Origin of the sequence: Hymenobacter sp. BRD128 (assembly GCF_013256625.1) — a bacterium.
Taxonomy (GTDB): domain Bacteria; phylum Bacteroidota; class Bacteroidia; order Cytophagales; family Hymenobacteraceae; genus Hymenobacter.
Genome location: NZ_CP053908.1, coordinates 3,571,650 through 3,592,884, shown reverse-complemented (window position 1 = coordinate 3,592,884; position 21,235 = coordinate 3,571,650). Strand labels below are relative to the sequence as shown.

Sequence of the window (21,235 nt, the reverse complement as noted above, 5' to 3'; positions counted from 1 at the left end):
CGCAAGCCCCGGTGCCCCAGTGCCGGGGCTTTTTAGTGCGCAAGCGGCTGGCTAGGCTATTGCTTCATACTTTCGCCACCCCGCCCGGCGTAGGCTTGTAGGTGCGCCGGGCTAGCGCTGCTTTTGCTGTTTACTATGAAAGATAAAATTATGGCCAACCCGCGCGCAATCAAGCGATTGCGCACGTGGCTGGTGCCGCTGGTGGTGGGCGCGTCGGCCCTGATGGCCTTCCGCCGGCCGGCCGACGACAATCCCATCCGCGTTATTGCCGAGAAGCTGAGCGCCTACTATGCCGCCACGGTGCCCGAAAAAACCTACCTGCACCTCGACCGCCCTGCCTACGGCACCGGCGAAACCATCTGGTTCAGCGCCTACGTGGTCGATGCCCTGCGCCACCGGCCCGATACGCTGAGCAAGGTGCTGCACGTCGATTTGCTCTCGCCCGAGCGCCGGGTGGTAGTGCGCCGCACGCTGCGCCTGGTGGGCGGCCGTGCCGCCGGCGATATCGAGCTGAACGACAGCCTGCTGGCCGGCACTTATCTGCTGCGCGCCTACACCAGCTGGATGCTCAATGCCGGCCCCAACTACGTGTATGAGCGGCGCCTGCAAGTGTGGCCCGCCTCGCCCGACCAGACCGCCGCCGTTGGGGCTGACGCCGGCCCCGCTACCAAGGCCGCCGTAAAATCCAGCGTGCTGCCCGCCGGCAAGGTCGATGTGCAGTTCTTCCCCGAAGGAGGCGCCCTGGTGGCGGGCCTGCCAGCTACGGTGGGCATCAAGGCGCAGGCGGCCAGCGGGCGCGGGGCCGTGGTAAGCGGCCAGGTGCTGGATGAGAAAGGCCAGCCCGTGGTGGCGGTGTTTGCCACGCCGCACGCGGGCATGGGGCGGCTCAGCTTTACGCCCGCCGCCGGCCAGCGCTACCACGCCCGCGTGAAGCTGCCCGACGGCACCAGCGCCGACTACCCGCTGCCCGCCGTGCAGCCCACCGGCTACGCGCTGCACGTGGCCGATGCCGGCGACAGCTACACCGTGGAGGCGCGCTACCGGGGCACGCCCGGCGCCCCGGTACCCGGCCCGGTAATGCTGCTTACCGAGGTGCGCGGCTTTCTCATTGGCCTGGTGCCGCGCCCCATCACCGACGACGGTGCGCCCGTGACCTGGAAGGTGGCCAAGGCGCGCTACCCCAATGGCATTCTGCACTTTACGCTGTTTGATGCGCAAAGCACGCCGCAGGCCGAGCGGCTAGCCTTCGTGCTGCGGGGGCAGCCCGCTTTGCGCGTGGTGCTCACGCCCGACCGCGCCGCCTATGCCCCCACGACCCCGTGCACGTGAAAGTGCAGGTGCAGGATGCTGGTGGCCAGCCGGTAGCTACGCACCTCTCGGTGGCCGTGGCCGAGGCGGGCGCGGCTAGCCTCGACCCCGAGGCCGGCAACGTGGCCACCAATCTATTGCTGACCTCCGACCTGGCCGGCTACGTCGAAAATCCGGCGTACTACTTCCAGAACACCAACCCCGAAACCGCCCAGGCCCTCGACAACCTGCTGCTCACCCAGGGCTGGCGCCGCTACGTGTGGAAACAGGTGCTGGGGCCCACGCCGCCACCCATTACCTACCCCGCCGAGCAATCGTTGAGCCTCTCTGGCCGGGTCACCGGCATGGGCCAGCAGGGCATTGCCAATAGCCAGCTTACCTTTATCCAAAGCAAGCCTGCGCGCAGCGTACTCACGGCTACTACCGGGCCCGATGGGCGCTTCAACTTCACGGGCTTTCCGGGCCGCGACACGGCCGTGATAACCTTGCAGGCGCGGCGCCAGACGGGCGGCAGCAATGTCATGATTCGGCCCGACCTGGGGCCGCCTACCTTCGGGGCGCCTCTGCCGCCGCTACCACCCCTGGCCGCCGCGCCGCCCGGCGTGGCCGACTACCTGCGCCGCAGCCGCCAGCAGCAGGTGCAGGAGCGCCAGAATAATCCTGATGCTTACGTGGCGCGCACCGTGCAGCTCGGCAATGTGGCCGTGACCGGCAAAAAAGAGCTCGTAGCCCGCGACGATACCCGCCGCCTCTACGGCGCGGTGGCTAACACTGTCATCGACTTCGCTAATAACCTTTCGGCGCAGTCGGGCCTGAGTATTTTTCAGGTGCTACAGGGCCGCGTGGCGGGCCTCACCATATCGGGCTCGCCGCCCAACATGAACGTGCAGATTCGCGGGTCCGGCTCACCCATCTTCATCTTGGATGGCATGAAGGTCGATGACGATGCCATCAGCTCCATCCCCGCCAATCAGGTGGAAAGCGTAGAAGTCTTTAAAGGGCCCGAAGCCGCCATTTTCGGTGCCGGCTCCAACGGCGGGGTTATTGCCGTGTATACCAAGCGCGGCGACAAGAACTACAAGGGCGCAGATAAAGGTCCTAGCCCCGGCCTCTTGGTAATAAAGCTGCCCGGCTACTACCAGGCCCGGGAGTTTTACCAGCCGCGCTACGGCGCGCCCGTCCTGAATGCCCCCGCCTCCGACCCGCGCCGCCTCACCCTCTACTGGGACCCCACCTTCAGCACCGACCTCAAGGGCCAGGGTGAGTTTCTGTTTTATACGGCCGACGGCGGCGGTAATTTCCAGATTGCCACCGAAGGCGTCAGCCTGGCCGGCGACCCTAGCCAGGGCAAAGCCACCATCTACGTAGCGCCCAAATCGCGCTAGCTAGACCTGCAAAAAGCGGGCTTCGGTAGCCATCACTACCGAAGCCCGCTTTTCTATGCATCAGTTGCTTACGCCAGCACCATCTCGGCGGCCCCTAGCTCCACGAGCAGGCGCTGAGCCATGCCCACGTTCTTGATGCCGTCGATGGTGACTTGCAGCTTATCCTTCTGGTCTTTCATGCGGGCCGTGCGCGGGTGCGTCTGCACGAAATTCAGAATCTGCCCAAACTGCTCGCCTTGGAAGTATGCCTCGTGCCCGGCCCCGGCGGGCACGTAGGCGCGCAGCGTTTCACGCTTCAGGGTCAGCTTGTCGAAGCCCAGGCGGCTAGCCTGCCAGCGCAGCTTCACGATGTCCACGAGCTGCTGCACCTGCTCGGGCAGCGGCCCGAAGCGGTCGGTCATGCTGGCCACTAGCTTGGCTAGCTCCTCCGGCTTCTGCGTCCGGTCGAGCTTGGCGTAGAGCTGCAGGCGCTCCGATACATTGTTGACGTAGGTGTCCGGGATGAGCACCGGCAGGTCGGTTTCAATCTGGGTTTCCTTGGGCGCGTTGAGCGCGCCGGCCGCCAGTTGCAGGCGCTGCTGGCTGGTGCCGGCCGTGCCCTCACCCAAAAACAGGTCCCGAAACTCAGTTTCCTTCAATTCCTGCACCGCCTCATCGAGCACCTGGTGGTAAGCTTCGTAGCCGAGGTCGTTGATAAAGCCCGACTGCTCGCCGCCCAGCAAATTGCCCGCGCCCCGGATGTCGAGGTCGCGCATGGCCACGTTGAAGCCCGCCCCCAGGTCCGAAAACTCTTCCAGCGTGTTGAGGCGCTTGCGGGCATCGGCCGGCAGGTTAGCCACCGGCGGCGTCAGCAGGTAGCAGTAGGCCTTGCGGTTCGAGCGGCCCACGCGGCCGCGCATCTGGTGCAGGTCGGAGAGGCCGGTGAGGTGCGCCCGGTTGATAATGATGGTGTTAGCATTCGGAATATCCAGCCCGCTCTCAATGATGTTGGTCGAAACCAGCACGTCGTACTCGCCTTCCACAAACTTCATCATGCGCTTTTCCAGCTCGTCGCCTTCCATCTGGCCGTGGGCTACGGTCACGCGGGCGTTGGGCACGAGGCGCACTATCATGGCCGCCATCTCCACGATGTCGCTGATGCGGTTGTGCACGAAAAACGCCTGCCCGCCGCGCTTCAGCTCGCGCGCAATGGCATCGCGCACCAGGGTTTCGTCAAACACGTGTAGCTCGGTTTGCACCGGCTGCCGGTTGGGTGGCGGCGTGGCAATCACGCTCAAATCGCGGGCACCCATCAAGGAAAAGTGCAAGGTGCGTGGTATCGGCGTGGCCGAAAGCGTGAGCGTGTCCACGTTCACCTTAATTTCCTTGAGCTTGTCCTTGGTCTTGACGCCAAACTTCTGCTCCTCGTCAATAATAAGCAGCCCCAAATCCTTGAATTGCAGCCTTTTATTGGTCAGCGCGTGCGTGCCGATTAGAATATCAGTGCGGCCCGCCGCCACGCGCTCCATCGTTTCCTTCACCTGCTTGGGCGTCTTGAAGCGGTTGATGTACTCCACCGTCACCGGGAAGTTGGCTAGCCGGTCGCGGAAGGTCTTGTAGTGCTGCATCGCCAAAATCGTAGTCGGCACCAGCACCGCCACTTGCTTGCCATTAGCCGCCGCCTTAAAGGCCGCCCGAATGGCGATTTCCGTCTTGCCAAAGCCCACGTCGCCGCACACGAGCCGGTCCATTGGGTGGGGCTGCTGCATGTCCTGCTTCACGTCCTCGGTGGCCTTGGCCTGGTCGGGCGTGTCCTCGTAAATGAAGCTCGACTCCAGTTCGGCCTGTAAAAAGTCATCCTTCGAAAAAGCAAAGCCCGGCGCCGTCTTGCGCTTGGCATACAGCCGGATAAGGTCGGCCGCAATGTCCTTCACCTTTTTCTTAACTGACTTCTTCTTGTTCTCCCACTCCGGCGAGCCGAGCTTGCTCATGGTAGGCGGCGAGCCTTCCGCCCCGCTGTACTTCGCAATCTTGTGCAGCGCGTGAATGCTCACCGTCAGCACGTCATCATCCCGGTAAACCAGCCGGATAGCCTCCTGCACGTGCCCGTTTATCTCCACCTGCGTCAGGCCCGCGAAGCGCGCAATGCCGTAGTCCTGGTGCGTCACGTAGTCGCCGGGCTGCAGGGTCTTGAGCTCGCGCAAAGTGAGCGCCTTTTTCTTCGAGAACTTGCGCGTTTCCTGCGCCCGGTAGTAGCGCTCAAACAACTGGTGGTCAGTGTACACGGCTAGCCCCAGCTGCTCATCAATAAAGCCCTCGCGCAGGGCAATGAGTAGGTGCTGAAACTGCACATTCGGGTCCAGCTCATCGAAAATCGTGCGCAGGCGGTCGGCCTGCCGCACCGAGTCGGCCGCGATAATGGTGGTGAAATCACGCACCTTATTTTCCCGGATGTTCTTCAGCAGGCGCTCAAAATCCTTGTTAAAACTCGGCTGCGGCTTGGCCGCAAACTGAAATTCCTGCGCATTCTTAAAGTAAAAACGCTTGCCAAACTCAATAATGGCAAACTCGTCGAAGCACTTTCTCAGGCTCTTGCCATTCTCAAACAAGTCGCTGGGCTTTGACACGATTTGCATTCCGCCAGCCTCGTCCAGCACGCGCTTAAAGTTGCTTTCGGCCTTGTCGAACAGTTCCGTCACCACGTCCAGCGTCTGGCGCACATCCTTGACCCACAGGCAGCTGGTGCGCGGCAAAAACTCCAGAAACGACTCGCGCCGTTCCTGCAATAGCTTAGTTTGCACGTTCGGAATAATGCTCACCGAGGTGCGCGGCTCCACCGAAAGCTGCGTTTCGGGGTTAAACGTGCGGATGCTTTCTATCTCATCGCCAAATAGTTCGAGGCGATAGGGCAGCTCATTAGCGTAGCTGAACACGTCCACGATGCCGCCACGCACGGCGTATTGCCCCGCTTCGTACACAAAATCAGCCTTTTCGAAGTCATACTGCCCGAGCAGCTCGCCCAAAAAATTCACGTCCAGCTTATCGCCCACCTTAGCCGAGAAGGTATTCTGCACCAGGCTCTGGCGGTTGATAACCTTCTCGCTCAGCGCCTCCGGGTACGTTACGATGAGCGGGGCCTTCCCCAGCGCCGCCACGCTAGCCTGCCGGCTGGCATTGAGCTGGTTAAGCACCTCGGCGCGCATCAGCACGTTGGCGTTTTCGGTTTCGTCAAACTCGTAGGGCCGCTTGTAGGAGCTCGGAAACAGCAGCGCCTCCGGCCCGTCGGGCAGCAGGTGGCGCAGGTCGGCCATGAAGAGCGCCGCTTCGTCCTTGTCGTGCAGCACAAACACGTTGGGATGCGCGTGGTGGGCGCTGGCGGCGGCCACCACGGCATCCTGCGAACCTACCAGGCCCCGTAGGTGCACGCGCAGCTCACCGCCGCGGGCCGCGTCGTCGGCCGGGCGGCTGGGCTCGGCGGGCTTGTAGGCAGCCAGCAGGCGGGCGCTCAGGGTTTGCAGCTCGGCGTCGAGGCGGTAAAGGCGAAGAAAATCAGCTACTTGCACAAAATTTGACTTGGTGGGCTAAAAGCAGGCAGCCCGGCCGGGCAAAATTCCGGTCGGGCGAGGCGCTCAGACAATACCGTGGCTAGCCTCCGAAAGTTTCCGCCGTAACTTGGGCCAAGATTTTTAGTACGTTATTTTATGAATCCGCGTGACCTGCCCGAAGTAGTGGCCGCATTGACAATGGAGACGCACGAAGTACGTTCCGAATTACAGGGAATCAATGGCCGCATTGACCGCCTGGAATCCCAGATGCAAGCCACGCGCGAAGAAAATCGCGAGAATACCGACCACCTGCTCGAGCACGACGACCAGCTGCGCCACCACGCCCGCCACCTTAATAATTTAGAAGCTCCCCAGCAGTAAGTAGTTGCGCGGTTCTGCACACCTGGCCATCGGCCTCATTACGGGCGTAGCTGTGGCTAGCCTCGTCAAGGGTATTCCATTCTCACCCGCCGGCATTGCCCTGGCGGGCTTTTCGGCCCTCGCCCCCGACCTCGACCACCCCGAGAGCAAGCTCAGCCACCGGTTGGGCTTCACTTACGGCTACGTGCGCTGGGCTTTTGGGCTAGCGGCGCTGGGGCTGGCGGCCTACGCCTATTGGCAGCTGCGGCCCGGCCCCGACCAGCGCCTCACCTACACGGCGGCCCTGGCCTTCGGGCTGCTGGGCGTGGCCTTGCAGGGCGGCTCGGCCCGCCGGCTGGCATTGCTTTTTACGGGGCTAGCCACGGTGCTGGCGGGCCTGTATGCGCAGTACTTGTGGCTGAGCCTGCTGGGCACGTTTATCGCGGTGGCCCCCTTCACGGCCCACCGCACCTGGACGCACACCCTTTGGGCTACCGCGCTCTGGACCTACATTGGCTACCTGGCCGACCACGCGCTGGGCTGGCGCGGCATTGCGCAGTATGCCGGGGCCGGCTACGCTTCGCACCTGCTGGCCGACACCCTCACCAAATCGGGGGTACAGTGGCTGCGGCCCGTGGGCATCTGCTTCAAAATACCGCTGCTCAGCACTGGCTCCAAAACCGGGAATATCCTAGAAGCTGCCATCTGCCTGGGCTATGGCCTGCTGGTGCTGGGGCTGGCTATCGGGCGCATTGGGTTTTAAAATGAATTACTTGTGTATGTACCGGTCGTGTCTTAGCTTCGCAGTTGAGCGAGTGGCACGGTGGCGGAAAAATATCCTGGTGTATAGTATAACAGCACAGCTCACCTAGACCTGTGTGCCCCGTAAGTCGCTTATTCTTACTGTGTCAGCCCGCAGTGCCGTTAGCCGGCGGGCTTTATTCCAACTGCTACCCCATTCACAAATTTTTACCCCCACCAACGTTCTGTATTTTATGAACCAGATGAATAGTCCGCTCATCCGGGTCGGCGTTTTCTACGACGGCAATTATTTTCTTAAGATTAGTGATTATTACTATTTCCAGCATGAGCGCAAGGCCCGCATTAGCCTCGAAGGCCTGCACGAATTTATCCGCCACCAGGTAGCCGAAGAAGAAGACGTAGATGTGCGCCTCGCGCAGATTACAACCTCCCATTTTTTTCGGGGCCGCCTCTCGGCCACCGAAGCCCGTGATAAGGACCGCCTCTTCCACGACCGCCTGCTCGACGATATTCTGATGAACCTGGGCGTGTGCACGCACTACATGCCCCTCAAAACCCGCGACGGCCGCCTCCAGGAAAAGGGTATCGACGTGTGGCTGAGCCTCGAAGCCCTCGAAATGGCGCTGCACAAAACTCTTGATGTAGTGGTGCTCATCGCCGGCGACTCCGACTACGTGCCGCTCATTCGCAAGCTCAACACCGTGGGCACCCGCGTGATGCTGCTCAACTGGGACTTTAAGTACGAAGACTTTAAGGGCGAAACCCGCGTGACGCGCGCCTCGCAGCACCTGCTGGAGCAGGCTACCTACCCGGTGGCCATGCACGCCGTTATCGACCGTGGCTTGCAGGAGCAGGATGAGGTAGTAGAGAACATGTTTGTGACGCAGAGCGAGCCCGCCGCGTTTGCCACCATGCCCGCCCCGGCCGCTACTAATGGCCACGCCACCAACGGCCAGAGCTACGCGCCGGCCGCTGCCGCCGCTAGTGCAGCCACGGCCGCCAGCCGCGCCGTGCGCCCCACCGGCCCCACGGCCGCCGGCCCGGTTGGCACCATCGGCATCAGCACCATCAAAAACCTGAAAAACGGCTTTGGCTTCGTGGTGATGCCGCCTAACAATCTGTTTTTTAGCTACGCCGATTTGTCGGAAGGCGACTTCAATGACCTGCGCGAAGGCGACTGGGTCGAGTTCACGGTGGGCCGCAACCACCGCGACGAGGACTGCGCCCGCAACGTGCGCAAAGTAGCCGCCCCCGCCATGACGGGCGACGAAGACGGCGATTACGAGCCAACTACTGTGGCGCACTCAATGGGCGCCGTGCTGTAAGCAGGCCCTGGCTAGCTAAGCTAATTAGTTGTAAAAGCCCCGCTGCCGGGTAGCAGCGGGGCTTTTTCGTGCCGGGTTACAGCTGCTTTTTGGCCACCGGGTAGCGGTTGAAGGTGCCCAGGCCCTGGGCCACGGCGGGGTCGGCGGCATCGTCGGCCTGGCGGTAGATGGTGCCGCTGGCCACGATAATCGACTTGCCGGTGTGCTCGACCCTAGCCACGGCGCGCAGATCGTCGCCGAGGTGCACGGGGCGCAGGTAGTTAATTTTGAATTCGACCGTCGATACCAGGTCGCCAGCCGTGTAGGCTAGCGTGAGCGCTGCCGCCCCCAGCACGGCATCCATAAGCCCGGCCAGCACGCCGCCGTGCGCCGTGCCCGGCGACGAGAGATGGGCTTCCTGAATAACCATGCGGTACTCGGCCTGCCCCGGCTCGGCTACCGTGAGCGTCATGCCATTGGCTTGGCCGTAGCGATTGATGCGGTTGTAGTGGGCCACCAGGGCCGGCCAGTCGGTAGGGGGAGAAGGCATACGAAGCAAAAAGGCGTAGAAGCCGGCGGAAACTCCGCCGGGGCCGGGCCGGGCGGCGAAGATGCGCGCAAAACACGCTTCCGGCCAATCCGTACCTTTACTGCCCGGGCCTGGCTAGGCCCGCCGCCTGGTTTCAGTTACGTATTTTTACCCATGCCTTCCTTCGACATCGTCAGCAAAGTAGACCCGCAAACGCTGGAAAACGCCATCAATACCGCCAAGAAAGAATTGGCTACGCGCTACGACCTGCGCGATACCAAGGGCGGCATCGAGCTCGATAAAAAAGGCAATACCATCCAGCTCAGCTCCGAAAACTCTATGCGTATCAAGGCGTTGGAGGATATTCTGCTCACGCGCGTGGTGAAGCAGGGCATCGACGGCACGGCCCTCGACTTCACGGCCGAAGAGCAGGCTAGCGGTACGCTCGTGAAGAAAACTATCAAGGTGCGCGCGGGCGTAGATAAAGACGCGGGCCGCAAAATCATCAAAAACATCAAGGACAGCAAAATCAAGGTTGAGGCCCAGATGCAGGACGACCAGATTCGCGTGTCGGCCAAGAAGATTGATGACTTACAGGCCGTTATCGCCCTGCTGCGCCGCACCGATAATGGCCAGCCGCTGCAATTTGTGAATATGAAGTCGTAGCCGGCCCGTCGGCGCTTGCATTCGGGCTGGCCAGCGGGGCCCGCGCCATTGGGCGCGGCTGCCGTATTTTTCACCCTTACTTCACTTGTTTGCCTTTTTAGGAGCCTTTTTGTCACCACTCGCTGCTTTTTCGCCTGAGCACTTCGCGGCTTTCTCGCAGGTGCAAACCTGGGTTAGCCTGCTCACCCTCACGCTGATGGAAATCGTGCTGGGGATTGACAACATCATCTTTATCTCCATCACCGTCAACCGGCTAGCCCCGAATGAGCAGACTCGGGGCCGCACCATTGGCCTGCTGCTGGCGCTGTTGTTTCGCATCGGGCTGCTGCTCAGCATCTCTTGGATTGTGAGCCTGCGCGCGGCGCTGTTTACCATCAACTTGCCGCCGCTGATTAAAGACTTTGGCGTGAGTGGGCGCGACCTTATCTTGATGGCGGGCGGCTTGTTCCTGATTTATAAGAGCACTACCGAAATTCATACCAAGCTGCAAGGCGAGGAAGAAGACGAAAACGTGGCCAAAACCCACGCCAAGCTGGGGACTATCATCTTGCAAATCATTGTCATTGACATTGTTTTCAGCTTCGATTCTATCCTCACGGCCGTGGGCCTCGTGGACAATGTGCTGGTGATGATAGCGGCCGTTATCTGCGCTATGGGCATTATGCTGGCCTTCAGTGGCGCGGTGGCCGACTTCGTGAACCGCAACCCGACCATCAAGATGCTGGCGCTGTCGTTTCTCATCATGATTGGCTTTATGCTGGTGATGGAGGCCGCCCACAAGGAAGTCGAAAAAGGCTACCTGTACTTTGCCATGGCCTTCTCGCTGGTAGTAGAGCTGCTGAACATGCGCCTGCGCCGCAAAAGCAAAAACGGCCCGGTGCACCTGCGCGATTCGCCAAACGATTAAGCAGCCAATCAGCTGCCCCCCGCCTAAAAAAAGCGCGCCGCCCGGCACCGGGCGGCGCGCTTTTTTTAGGCGGGGGGCAGCTGCGTCAACAGCTCGGGCAGGCTGCTGAGCACGCGCTGCCCGGCCAGGTCGAGCAGGCGGCGCGTGAGTTCGGCCCGGTGCTGGCGAAAGAACGCCAATTCGGGCGTGGTGAGCAGGCCCACGGCTAGCCCCGCAATGGTGGCGCGCAGGCGGGCATTGCGCGCCAGCAGCTCGGTGAGCAGGCGGGTGGCCTCGGCGGGGGCTAGCGGCAGACGGTAGTCGCGGGCAAAATCGGCCACGGTGGCCAGTAGCACGGCGTGCTGCAACTTGAGCACCGGCCGCAGCACCTGGTGCTGAAAGTCGGCCACGGTGCCGGGCGTGGGAATGGCGGCCGGCTGGCCGGCAATGGCCGGGCGCAGGGCTAGCAGCGCCGCATCGGGGCGGGTAGGGAAGTCGGACATAAGCCAGTGTAGTACGCGCCCAAAAAAAGCCCGGCCGAAGCTGGGCTTTTTATGAAGGAATGAAAAAGGAGAAATTTAGCATGAGAAAACAGAGCATTCTTCATGCTAAATTTCTCATTAACGCTAGTGTTGAATGGTCACCTTGGTAGTGTAGGTGCCTTCCGAGGTCGTGACGCGCACCACGTAGAGGCCAGTGGCGAGGCCGCCGGTGTTCAGCTCAGCGCCGGTGTGCTGCATCTGGGCAGTGGGCACGGTGGTCGAAAGCACCGTTTTGCCCAGCAGGTCGAGCACGGCCACGCGCATGGGCACCGTGCTGGCTAGCTGCGTGCGCACGGTGAGGCGGTCCTGGGCCGGGTTGGGGAAGGCTTCGAGCGCGTTGCTCACCGTTACGCCGTTTTGGGTAGCCAGGGTGATGGGTTTTACATTGGGCGGCAGGTCAAACGCTTCTTTGATGCCCGTGAGGCGGGGAGTGCCATTCACGCGGTCGCCCTGTACGGCGGTGTTGCCCATGCCACGGCGGGCAAACACGTTCCAGATAATGTCGGCGTTGGCCGCGCGGTTGGTAAGCGTATCGGCCCGGAGCAGGGCGTCGCGCCCGTCCAGAAAGCCAGGGTTGCACACCTGAATCTTGCAGCCATCAAGTACCAGTTTAAGCATTTGGTTGTTGCCGCCGGTGGTGCCAAACATATCGGCGTTGTAGCCATAGCGGTTGATAAACTGCCAGTTCAGCTCCCAGAGTGTCTCCGCCCATATTTCCCCTAGTCCGTGCGTTTCGCTGTAGGTAGCATTGCTGCCCACCCGGCCGTAGGTCAAGGGGTTAACGCTGATATTAGTAGAGTACGGATACGTGCGCAGGCCCGGCCCGGTGGCCGCCGTGCCACCAAGCAGGTAACTGGCGACGTAGCGCGGCGTACTCCCGATATCGCCGGGCTGCGTCGTCATCCACAGGCCGATAAAGTCGCTCCAGCCTTCGCCCATCACTTGCGTGTAGAGCGTATTGTCGTTAGAAGTATATGTCTGAATCAGGCAGTTGGCGTTGGCGGGGCCGCCCGTGAGGCGGTTGGTTACCCCGTGCCCATACTCGTGGCTTACTACCGCATTGTCGAAGGCCCCATCGAAGTCGGCGCCCGGCGTAGCCGATGCCACCGCCAGGCTGCCCCCGCTTTGCAAAACTGACCGTAGCTTAAACCCATCAGCCCCGGTGATGTAGACGGACGGAATGCGAATGCCCGCGGTATCCGGACTGCCGATGGAGAGGTATCTGGTGCTAGCTACCGAGTCAAACAGCACTACGCCAACGGCACCGTTGGCCTGCGCCCGCCGTATTTTATCTGAAAAGTTGTTGGTCGCTTTAGGATTGAGCTGAAGCTGCGGGCAGCCGCCGCGCTGAATAAAGGCAATATTGCCACTTACAGCGGCAGCGTTGGTAAAAGGCGAGGCACAGGCGTGGTCACCGCCATCGGCCGATACGCCGTCATTGACCAGCACCAGGTTGCCGGTAAAGGGCTTTTTAGTAATGCTAGGTCCATAAGCGACGGACACAAACCGATAAGTACCGGCTCCCGCGCTTGAGCCAGTGATAACTAGCTTATTACCAGCGATGTTGTCAAACAAATACATCTGCATGGTGCCGCTGGTACCATCGGGAGTAATGGAGAAGTTGGCATTGTCGCGGCCACTGCCATCCTGGGCTTCGGCGCGCACCGGGTCACCGCCCGCGCCGAGGCCGGTGGCATTCTTGTATTGAAAATTACCCGCTACCTCATTAAAGCCGTGCGCCATCATCACGTCGTGCACCATGTTATTCCAGTAGAATAAATTGGTAATGGAAGCACTCAGATTAGCCCGCGCCCCGTCGGTTTGCACGAAGGGAAAATCGAAATTTAGCGTGGGGCCTCCATCGGGCGAGCTGGTAGGCGATTTAAAATTGGCGTTGCCGGGGCCACTTACCGTGTTGCTGTTGTCGTCGTAGGCGGCTACGTTGTTGCCCCGGGTCAAAAACTTGCCGCTGGAGGCGAGCGAGTAAGAATCGGGAAACGTACCGCTCGGCGCCAGGCTCACCTGCCAGCCGTAGGGCGAGTACGTCGGGTTGGCGCTGGCTAGCGGCACTGCCTGCCGGCTGCCCGAGTTGGGCGATTCGAGCGGCACTGGGTATACCGTGAGGCTACCAGCAGCGCTGGGGCTCAAAATACTGCGCACGCTAGCCGGGGCCGCCGCTGGCCCGAAGGCCGCCCGCGACTGCCGGCTTTGGTGCCGCAGCACGGCCTCGCTAAAGGTAGCCGCCTCACTTACGACGTAGTCGTTGTGCTCCACCAGGCGACCGGTCTGGGCATCCACGCGGGCATTCCAGGAGTGCTGCCGGTTGAGCTGAGTGATGGTGACGTTCCACGTCAGCACCAGCTTGTCGCCTTGGCGCGTGTATAGGAGGCGCACCGGAATATTTTCATCCGAAATGCCGCCGTTGTTGAACACCAGGCCATCGGCCTCGCGGGCTTCTACCATTGTGCGCAGGCCTACCGGCCGGGGCAGCCCCAGGCCCACGGCAGCGGCTACCACGGCCTGCTCGGGCGTGAGGGAGGGCGTCGGCGGCGCCGCCTTGGCCGTGGCGTTCACCACAAAGTCCTGCGCGGCAAATACTACTTTACCCGTCGGGTCGGTGTGCACGGCCCCGGTGGCGTTAAACACTACCAAGCCATTGACCCGTTGTTGCAGGTAGGTGTGGGTGATACCGGTGCTGGCATCGGTATACGAGTTGGTGACGAGTACATTGGCCACGTCGCCGGCACTCAGGCCCTGCGCCTTGGCTTTGGCCGCAAAGGCCACTACGGCCGGGCTGCCCTGCTGCGCGCTCGCCAGCCCAGGTACTGCCAGGGCCGCAGCAAGAGCCAGCGTGCGGTAGCCCAAGCGGGTAGAAAACAACGTCATAGAAAAGGAAATGGGAGAATAAAAAAGCCGCGTGTGGCCTGCTTCAAAGATAATCCAGTTTCCTAAATCGCTTGCCAACTAGCATCCGAAAAAACAGCCTAATACCAGATTTTTCTTGGCCGGCCGTACCGGCGGGTATTAGCCAAAAACTGCCAGCTTGCTCAGCACGTCCCACAGCACCACGCCGGCCGCCACGCTCACATTGAGCGAGTGCTTGGTGCCGAGCTGGGGTATCTCTATGGCCACTTCGCACAGGGCCAGCACCTCATCATCAACCCCAAATACTTCGTTGCCCAGCACCAGGGCTAGCGGCCGGCCGGGGCGGGGCTGAAACTGTGGCAACTGCACCGAGCCGGTCGTTTGCTCCACGGCTACGAGCTGGTAGCCGGCGGCCACCAGCTGCTGCGCCGCCTCCAGGGTAGTGGCCGTGTGCGTCCAGGCCACCGATTCGGTACTGCCCAGGGCCGTTTTGGTTATTTCGCGGTGCGGCGGCCGGCCCGTAACGCCGCAGAGGTAGATGTGGGCGAGCGCAAAGGCATCGGCGGTGCGAAACACGGCGCCCACGTTGTGCAAGGAGCGCACATTGTCGAGCACCAGCACTACCGGGCTTTTGGCGGTAGCCTTAAAATCGGCCACCGGCAGGCGGTTCAGCTCCTGCATCGTGAGTTTGCGCATCAAAGTGGGGCGAACTTTGTCGTTCGCGAAAAAGGTTTTGAAAGCCTACTCTGTCATTGCCGCGCTGCGCTCGCACTAACAGACGCTTCGTTAATTTACTGATTGAAAACTGGCGAGCCCCAAAGTTCGCGCTTCTGCCTTGTCTACCGCTCCTGCCCCCGCCGCCAAGTCCAAGTTTGCCATCAAGTCGCTGGGGCCCGACCACATCAAGCCCGCTGCGGTGGCCGACACGCCGCTCATGCGCCAGTACTACCAGCTTAAGACCGAGCACCCCGGCGCGGTGCTGCTGTTTCGGGTGGGTGATTTTTATGAAACCTTCGGCGAGGATGCCGTCACGGCCGCCCGCATCCTCGACATCACCCTCACCAAGCGCGGCGCGGGCACGGCCAGCGAGGTGGCCCTGGCCGGCTTCCCGCACCATGCCCTCGATACCTACCTGCCCAAGCTGGTGCGCGCCGGCCAGCGCGTGGCCATCTGCGACCAGCTCGAAGACCCCAAGCAGGCCAAGGGATTGGTAAAGAGAGGGATAACCGAACTCGTGACGCCCGGCGTGAGCCTGCACGACAATACCCTGGAGCGCCGCCAAAACAACTACCTGGCCGCCGTGCACTTCGGCAAAACGGAGGGTGGCATCTCGTTTCTCGACATCAGCACCGGCGAGTTTCTGGCCGCCCAGGGCACCATCGAGTACCTGGGCAAGCTGCTGCAAAACTTCCGGCCCGCCGAGGTGCTGTTTTGCAAGCGCAGCCGGGCCGACTTTGAGGGTTATTTTGGCCCCGATTTTTGCACCTACGCGCTCGACGAGTGGGTTTTTGGCCCCGACTACGCCCACGATACCCTCACGCGGCACTTCCGCACCACCTCGCTCAAGGGCTTTGGGGTCGATAACCTGAAGGAAGGCGTGATTGCGGCCGGCTGCATTCTGCACTACCTGGCCGAAACCAAGCACACGGACATTCAGCACGTGGCTAGCCTCGGGCGGCTCGAAGAAGATAAGTACGTGTGGCTCGACCGCTTCACGGTGCGCAACCTGGAGCTGGTGCAGGCCCAGCACCCCGGCGGCGTGCCGCTCATCGACATCTTGGACCAAACCCTGACGCCGATGGGCGCCCGCCTGCTGCGCAAGTGGGTGGTGCTGCCCTTGAAGGAAGTCAGCCAGATTCAGCGCCGCCTCGACACCGTGGCGGCCCTGGTGGCCGACCCCGAGCTGCTGGAAGAAGTGCAGGCCAACCTGCGCCCCATCAGTGATTTAGAGCGCCTTATCTCGAAAGTAGCCGTGCGCCGCGTGAATCCGCGCGAGTTGTTGCAGCTGGCTAGGGCCCTCGAAAGCATTGCGCCGCTGCGCGAAAAGCTGGCTGCCTCGGGCGTGCGCGCCCTCGAAAAGCTGGCCGACCAGCTCAATCCCTGCGCCTCGCTGCGCAAGGAAATTCAAACGAAAATCCGGCCCGACGCGCCGCTGCTCACCAACCAGGGCCACGTCGTCCTGGATGGCGTCGATGCCGAGCTGGACGAGCTGCGCGGGCTAGCCTTCTCGGGCAAGGATTTTCTGCTCAAGATGCAGCAGCGCGAGCAGGCCGCCACGGGTATATCATCCTTGAAAGTGGCTTATAACAAGGTGTTTGGCTACTACCTTGAGGTGAGCAACGCCCACAAAAACAAGGTGCCCGCCGAGTGGATTCGCAAGCAAACCCTGGTGAACGCCGAGCGCTACGTGACCGAGGAGCTGAAGACCTACGAGGAGAAGATTCTCAACGCCGAGGAGCAGCTCTTCGTTATCGAAAGCCGTATCTACCAAGAAGTTGTGCTGGCGGCGCTCGACTTCGTGAGCCAGGTGCAGCAGAACGCCCGCGCCATTGGCGTGCTCGATTGCCTGGCCTCGTTTGCGGCCACGGCGCGGCAGTACCGCTACGCTAGGCCCACCGTGAACGACGGGCCGACGCTGGATATCAAAGGCGGGCGCCACCCGGTGATTGAGCGGCAGCTGCCGCCCGGCGAAAGCTACATCCCCAACGACCTGTGCCTGAGCCAGGACGACCAACAAATCGTCGTCATCACCGGGCCGAATATGGCTGGTAAGTCGGCCCTGCTGCGCCAGACGGCGCTCATTGTGCTGCTGGCCCAGATTGGCTCGTTTGTGCCCGCCGACGAGGCCACCATCGGCATCATCGACAAGATTTTTACCCGCGTGGGGGCTAGCGACAACCTGAGCAAGGGCGAAAGCACCTTCATGGTGGAGATGACTGAAACGGCCAGCATCCTGAATAATCTCTCGAACCGCAGCCTGGTGCTGATGGACGAAATCGGGCGCGGCACCAGCACCTACGACGGCATCAGCATTGCCTGGGCCATTGTGGAGCACCTGCACAACAATCCCAAAGCACGGGCTAAAACGCTGTTTGCCACCCATTACCACGAGCTCAACCAGCTGGCCGACGACTGCCCGCGGGTGCGCAACTACCACGTGGCCGTGCAGGAGGCCGATGGCCGGGTGCTGTTTTTGCGCAAGCTGCGGCCGGGCGGTTCCGAGCACTCGTTCGGTATTCACGTGGCGCGCATGGCCGGCATGCCGCCCGCCGTGGTGCTGCGCGCCAACGAGATAATGCACCACCTTGAGCAGGAGCGCACCCAAACCGGCCTGGCCGAAGCCGTGGACCCGGGCGCGCCCACCGAGTTTGACGAAATGCTGGCGGGCCTTGATGAGCAGCCCAAGGCTAGCCAGCCCCGGCCCCGCGCCACCACGGCCGTAGCCTCGGCGCCCAAGGTGCAGCTCAGTATGTTTGAGCCCGGCGACCCGGCCCTGGAGCGCCTGCGCGAGCAGCTGGCTAGCCTGGATATCAACACGCTCACGCCCATTGAGGCGCTGCTGAAATTGCAGGAGTTGAAAGGGCTGGCCGGCTCTTAAGCTGCCGAACTCGGGGCTGGCCGGTGGTGTTATAAGGAATCCGATGAGAACGCGGTTAGCGTATAAACCTCATTACTTCTTTTCCTTGACTCCCATGACGAAGCTTTTGTCAGCCGTTTCTGGCCTAGGCCTGCTCGCCCTCGTGGCTTGTGGCCCGCAGCAGCCGGCCCAGGCACAGACCAAAACCCCGGCCGCTCAAGCGGCTTCTACGGCCGGCTTTGCGCCTAAAGACCTCACCGGGCTAGCCCAGGCCACCTTTGCCGGCGGCTGCTTTTGGGCGCAGGAGGAGGCTTTTGAAGAAATTAAAGGCGTGAAGCAGGTGGTGAGCGGCTACGCTGGCGGCACCGTGCCGCACCCCAGCTACGAGCAGGTGGCGGGCCAGCAAACCGGCCACACCGAAACGGTCAATATCTACTACGACCCCAAGGTGATTAGCTACCAGGAGCTGGCCAACATCTTTTTCACCGCCAGCCACGACCCTACGCAGCTCAACCGCCAGGGGCCCGATACTGGCCCCGAGTACCGCTCGGCGGCGTTTTATCGCACGCCCGAGGAAAAGAAAATCATCGACGAAACCATTGCCAAGGTCAACGCCTCGAAGGAGTACGGCGGCAAAATCGTGACCCAGGTAGTGCCCTTCACGCAGTTCTGGCCCGCCGAAGACTACCACCAGGGCTACTTCCGCCTGAACCCCGATAATCCCTACATCGCCACGGTGTCGGCCCACAAGGTAGAGCACGTGCGCCAGCGGTTTCCGCAAGATTTGAAGCCCGCGCTGCCTAGCCTCTAGCGGCTAGCCCGCCCCAAGCGCAAAGCCCCGCGCTGCCGATGTAGTAGTCGGCGGCACGGGGCTTTTATTTGAGCAGCAGCTGCTTACTTAGTTGGGGTGGGCGTGGTAGTGCCGGTGCTGGCGGCCCAGTGGCGGGCCGGGGCGGCCTCGGCAAAATACTGCGTGGCAAAGGGCGTGTGCGCGGTAGCGCGCTGCATAATGGTGCTGATGCCCATGCGGTTGAGCGCGTCCTGCGACTCTACGATGGCCATGCGCTGCACGCCCAGCTTGGCAAATTCGGGAAACCACTCCTGGCTTATCCAGTCTTGGTCGGCGGGCCGGATGGTGCGCAGCAGCGTATTGTTGGCAATCCAGCCCCGCACGCGGTGCTGGCGGCCCAGGCGCAGCGATTCGGTAAGCGCCGAGCGCAATTGCTCGGAATTAGCAAAGTCCAGCCATTCAGTTTCGAGGGTGGCGCCGGCCGGGTCGTGGCGCACCTGCACAAAAGAAGTACGGTAAATAATGGACATAGTAAACGATAAAGCGAGGCCCAAAGCCGGGCGGATAAGTACTTTTCCCAAAATTACGGGGCTGGCGGCAAAATCCTAATCTAGTAGCAAAGCCTGCCGGCTCTGAGTATCATTTCCTTTTCCCGCGTTCTTTCGCTCTGCATGATAGAATCCAAGCTGCCCGATGTCGGCGTCAGCATTTTTGCGCGCATGACCTTGCTGGCCCAGCAAGCCGGGGCCATCAACCTGGCCCAGGGCTTTCCGGACTACGACCCGCCGCTGGCCCTGCGCGAGGCACTCGCGCGCCGCTCGCTGGCTAGCGGTGGCCACCAGTACGCCCCGATGCCGGGCCTGCCGCGCCTGCGCCAGGCCATCGGCGCGCAGGTGGGGCGGCTGCAAGCCGATGCGCCCGCGCCCGACCCCGAGCAGGAAATTACCATCACGGCCGGGGCTACCGAGGCGCTGTATAGCGTGCTGGCGGCCGTGGTGCGGCCCGGCGACGAGGTAATCATTCTGGAGCCGGCCTATGACCTCTACGGCCCGGCCGTGCGGCTGCAAGGCGGTGTGCCGCGCTACGTGCGCCTGCCCGCCCCGGGTTTTCGGCCCGACTGGGACGCCGTGCGGGCGGCCATCACCGGGCGCACCCGGCTCATTATGGTCAACTCGCCGCACAACCCGAGCGGGGCCGTATTCACCGCCGCAGACTGGGCCGCGCTGGCTAGCCTCGTCGAAGATGCCGGCCTGCTGGTGCTCTCTGATGAGGTGTATGAGCACCTGGTGTTCGACGGGGTGGCGCCGCGCAGCGCCCGCCAGCACCCGGTGCTGCGGGCGCGTAGCTTCGTGGTGTCGTCGTTTGGCAAAACTTACCACGCCACCGGCTGGAAGGTGGGCTACTGCCTGGCGCCGCCCGCCCTCACGGCCGAGCTGCGGCGGGTGCACCAGTTCGTGACCTTCGCCGTGAGCACGCCCACCCAGCACGCCCTGGCCGACGTGCTCGAAGCCGACCCAGGCGACGTGCACGCCCGCAGCCTGGCGGGCTTTTACCAAGCCAGGCGCGACGAGTTTGCGGGCTTGCTGGCCGGCGCGGGCTGGGAGTTGTGGCCCGTGCCGGGCGGCTACTTTCAGCTGGCTGGCTACGGGCAGTTCTCTGCCCAGGGCGACCTGGCTTTTGCCGAAGAGCTTGCTCGCACCTGGGGCGTGGCGGTGGTGCCAGTCTCGGCGTTTTACCATGATAATTTTGAGGCCGGACTGGTACGTTTTTGTTTCGCCAAAGAATCAGCCACTTTGCAGGCGGCGGCCCGCCGGTTGGCCCGGTTGGCCGGGTAGCTGAAGGGCTAGCGGAAAAACTAACCTATTGTACTATTTCGGTTTATCCGCTATGTTTGGCTTTTCGTGGGCCAAGCTCGGTAATTTAGCTGTTGTGATGAATGATTTAACGGTGTCTCTGGTCCAAACTACCCTGCATTGGCACGACCCGGCCGCCAACCGCGCGCAATTCGACGACCTGCTGAAATCGGCCCTGCACGGCCCCGGCATTACCGACCTGATAGTGCTACCCGAGATGTTCACCACCGGCTTTAGCATGGAAGCGGCTGCTCAGGCCGAGCGCTATCCTGGCCCTACCCTGGACTGGCTGCGCGCGCAGGCTGCCCGCTACGATGCCGTGGTGACGGGCAGCCTGCTGACTCAGGATGGCGAAGGATATTACAACCGCCTGCTGTGGGTGCGCCCCGACGGTAGCCACAGCGCCTACGACAAGCGCCACCTGTTCCGGCTGGCCGGCGAGCACGAGGTATACACGGCGGGTACGCACCGCCTGCTCGAAGAGTGGCGCGGCTGGCGCATCCGGCCGCTCATCTGCTACGATTTGCGCTTTCCGGTATGGAGCCGCAACAGCCCGCACGAACCCTACGACCTGCTGCTGTACGTGGCCAACTGGCCGCAGGCACGGGTCGAAATCTGGCGCACGCTGCTGCGTGCCCGGGCCATCGAAAATATGGCGTATACGCTGGGTGTCAACCGCCTGGGGAGTGATGGCAAGGGGCTGGACTACCCCGGCCAGTCGGCCGTGCTCAATATTCATGGCGAGTACCTGGTCCAGGCCGGCAACCTGCAAACCGTGCTCACGCATACGCTGCGGGCCGCCCCGCTCCAGGAAATGCGCCAGCAGCTGCCCTTCCTGCTCGATGCCGACCATTTCGACCTGCGCGACGAGCGCTAGCCCCGGC

17 protein-coding genes are annotated in these 21,235 nt (G+C 62.2%); 11 read left to right on the top strand and 6 right to left on the bottom strand.

Annotation, left to right across the window (positions count from 1 at the left end):
• Positions 1-135: 135 nt before the first annotated feature.
• Both GKZ68_RS15870 and GKZ68_RS15865 read left to right on the top strand, forming a co-directional pair.
• Positions 136-1,329 (top strand): hypothetical protein, encoded by a 1,194-nt coding sequence (locus GKZ68_RS15870; protein WP_173116471.1) that lies wholly within the window; start codon positions 136-138, stop codon positions 1,327-1,329.
• Positions 1,320-2,693 carry a TonB-dependent receptor gene (locus tag GKZ68_RS15865; RefSeq protein WP_173116469.1) on the top strand — a complete coding sequence of 458 codons (1,374 nt, stop codon included), beginning with the start codon at positions 1,320-1,322 and terminating at the stop codon, positions 2,691-2,693. Before GKZ68_RS15870 ends, GKZ68_RS15865 begins: the two co-directional genes overlap by 10 nt.
• 68 nt (positions 2,694-2,761) lie before the next feature.
• On the opposite strand, the gene mfd is transcribed toward GKZ68_RS15865, so the two are convergent.
• Entirely contained in the window at positions 2,762-6,235 is a 3,474-nt protein-coding gene (gene mfd / locus GKZ68_RS15860; RefSeq protein ID WP_173116467.1) for a transcription-repair coupling factor, read from the bottom strand.
• A 138-nt stretch (positions 6,236-6,373) separates the two neighbouring features.
• On the opposite strand from mfd, the gene GKZ68_RS15855 reads away from it, so the two are divergent.
• The 3 genes from GKZ68_RS15855 (at position 6,374) to GKZ68_RS15845 (ending at position 8,664) form a co-directional block, all read left to right on the top strand.
• Complete coding sequence (locus GKZ68_RS15855; protein ID WP_173116465.1) at positions 6,374-6,598, top strand: hypothetical protein; 225 nt, start codon at positions 6,374-6,376, stop codon at positions 6,596-6,598.
• Positions 6,599-6,602: 4 nt separating this feature from the next.
• Positions 6,603-7,340: a metal-dependent hydrolase gene (locus GKZ68_RS15850; protein ID WP_173116463.1), complete on the top strand. Its 738-nt coding sequence runs from the start codon at positions 6,603-6,605 to the stop codon at positions 7,338-7,340.
• A 232-nt stretch (positions 7,341-7,572) separates the two neighbouring features.
• Entirely contained in the window at positions 7,573-8,664 is a 1,092-nt protein-coding gene (locus tag GKZ68_RS15845) for an NYN domain-containing protein (protein ID WP_173116461.1), read from the top strand.
• A gap of 76 nt (positions 8,665-8,740) precedes the next feature.
• On the opposite strand, the gene GKZ68_RS15840 is transcribed toward GKZ68_RS15845, so the two are convergent.
• On the bottom strand, positions 8,741-9,193 hold the full coding sequence (locus tag GKZ68_RS15840) for a PaaI family thioesterase (protein ID WP_173116459.1): 453 nt from the start codon (positions 9,191-9,193) through the stop codon (positions 8,741-8,743).
• A gap of 153 nt (positions 9,194-9,346) precedes the next feature.
• Between GKZ68_RS15840 and GKZ68_RS15835 the strand changes: the two genes are divergently transcribed.
• Together GKZ68_RS15835 and GKZ68_RS15830 are read left to right on the top strand one after the other, a co-directional pair.
• A complete protein-coding gene (locus GKZ68_RS15835) occupies positions 9,347-9,838 on the top strand; it encodes a YajQ family cyclic di-GMP-binding protein (RefSeq protein WP_173116457.1) in 492 nt (163 codons plus the stop codon).
• Between the two features lie 109 nt (positions 9,839-9,947).
• Positions 9,948-10,745, top strand: coding sequence for a TerC family protein (locus GKZ68_RS15830; RefSeq protein ID WP_302051994.1), 798 nt, complete (start codon positions 9,948-9,950; stop codon positions 10,743-10,745).
• A 65-nt stretch (positions 10,746-10,810) separates the two neighbouring features.
• Here the strand turns inward: GKZ68_RS15830 and GKZ68_RS15825 are convergent, their stop codons facing one another.
• The 3 genes from GKZ68_RS15825 to GKZ68_RS15815 all read right to left on the bottom strand — a co-directional run bounded on the left by GKZ68_RS15825 (position 10,811) and on the right by GKZ68_RS15815 (position 14,827).
• Positions 10,811-11,227, bottom strand: a complete 417-nt coding sequence (locus GKZ68_RS15825) for a hypothetical protein (RefSeq protein ID WP_173116455.1) — start codon at positions 11,225-11,227, stop codon at positions 10,811-10,813.
• Positions 11,228-11,350: 123 nt separating this feature from the next.
• Positions 11,351-14,152 (bottom strand): M36 family metallopeptidase, encoded by a 2,802-nt coding sequence (locus GKZ68_RS15820; protein ID WP_173116453.1) that lies wholly within the window; start codon positions 14,150-14,152, stop codon positions 11,351-11,353.
• 138 nt (positions 14,153-14,290) lie between these two features.
• Positions 14,291-14,827: an RNA methyltransferase gene (locus GKZ68_RS15815; protein ID WP_173116451.1), complete on the bottom strand. Its 537-nt coding sequence runs from the start codon at positions 14,825-14,827 to the stop codon at positions 14,291-14,293.
• A 238-nt stretch (positions 14,828-15,065) separates the two neighbouring features.
• Here GKZ68_RS15815 and mutS point away from each other — a divergent pair, with 238 nt between their 5' ends.
• Positions 15,066-17,729: a DNA mismatch repair protein MutS gene (gene mutS, locus GKZ68_RS15810; protein WP_173118489.1), complete on the top strand. Its 2,664-nt coding sequence runs from the start codon at positions 15,066-15,068 to the stop codon at positions 17,727-17,729.
• Between the two features lie 106 nt (positions 17,730-17,835).
• Positions 17,836-18,519 (top strand): peptide-methionine (S)-S-oxide reductase MsrA, encoded by a 684-nt coding sequence (gene msrA, locus GKZ68_RS15805; protein ID WP_254244036.1) that lies wholly within the window; start codon positions 17,836-17,838, stop codon positions 18,517-18,519.
• Between the two features lie 83 nt (positions 18,520-18,602).
• Here the strand turns inward: msrA and GKZ68_RS15800 are convergent, their stop codons facing one another.
• A complete protein-coding gene (locus tag GKZ68_RS15800; protein WP_173116447.1) occupies positions 18,603-19,028 on the bottom strand; it encodes a hypothetical protein in 426 nt (141 codons plus the stop codon).
• A 141-nt stretch (positions 19,029-19,169) separates the two neighbouring features.
• Between GKZ68_RS15800 and GKZ68_RS15795 the strand changes: the two genes are divergently transcribed.
• Positions 19,170-20,333, top strand: a complete 1,164-nt coding sequence (locus tag GKZ68_RS15795) for a methionine aminotransferase (RefSeq protein ID WP_173116445.1) — start codon at positions 19,170-19,172, stop codon at positions 20,331-20,333.
• A 97-nt stretch (positions 20,334-20,430) separates the two neighbouring features.
• Positions 20,431-21,228 carry an amidohydrolase gene (locus GKZ68_RS15790; protein ID WP_173118488.1) on the top strand — a complete coding sequence of 266 codons (798 nt, stop codon included), beginning with the start codon at positions 20,431-20,433 and terminating at the stop codon, positions 21,226-21,228.
• Positions 21,229-21,235 lie beyond the last annotated feature (7 nt).

Coding starts and splice junctions, on each gene's coding strand:
- GKZ68_RS15870 (WP_173116471.1), top strand. CDS start 136: ATGAAAGATAAAATTATGGCCAACCCGCGCGCAATCAAGCGATTGCGC.
- GKZ68_RS15855 (WP_173116465.1), top strand. CDS start 6,374: ATGAATCCGCGTGACCTGCCCGAAGTAGTGGCCGCATTGACAATGGAG.
- GKZ68_RS15845 (WP_173116461.1), top strand. CDS start 7,573: ATGAACCAGATGAATAGTCCGCTCATCCGGGTCGGCGTTTTCTACGAC.
- GKZ68_RS15840 (WP_173116459.1), bottom strand. CDS start 9,193: ATGCCTTCTCCCCCTACCGACTGGCCGGCCCTGGTGGCCCACTACAAC.
- GKZ68_RS15835 (WP_173116457.1), top strand. CDS start 9,347: ATGCCTTCCTTCGACATCGTCAGCAAAGTAGACCCGCAAACGCTGGAA.
- GKZ68_RS15825 (WP_173116455.1), bottom strand. CDS start 11,227: ATGTCCGACTTCCCTACCCGCCCCGATGCGGCGCTGCTAGCCCTGCGC.
- GKZ68_RS15820 (WP_173116453.1), bottom strand. CDS start 14,152: ATGACGTTGTTTTCTACCCGCTTGGGCTACCGCACGCTGGCTCTTGCT.
- GKZ68_RS15815 (WP_173116451.1), bottom strand. CDS start 14,827: ATGCGCAAACTCACGATGCAGGAGCTGAACCGCCTGCCGGTGGCCGAT.
- mutS (WP_173118489.1), top strand. CDS start 15,066: ATGCGCCAGTACTACCAGCTTAAGACCGAGCACCCCGGCGCGGTGCTG.
- GKZ68_RS15800 (WP_173116447.1), bottom strand. CDS start 19,028: ATGTCCATTATTTACCGTACTTCTTTTGTGCAGGTGCGCCACGACCCG.
- GKZ68_RS15795 (WP_173116445.1), top strand. CDS start 19,170: ATGATAGAATCCAAGCTGCCCGATGTCGGCGTCAGCATTTTTGCGCGC.
- GKZ68_RS15790 (WP_173118488.1), top strand. CDS start 20,431: ATGAATGATTTAACGGTGTCTCTGGTCCAAACTACCCTGCATTGGCAC.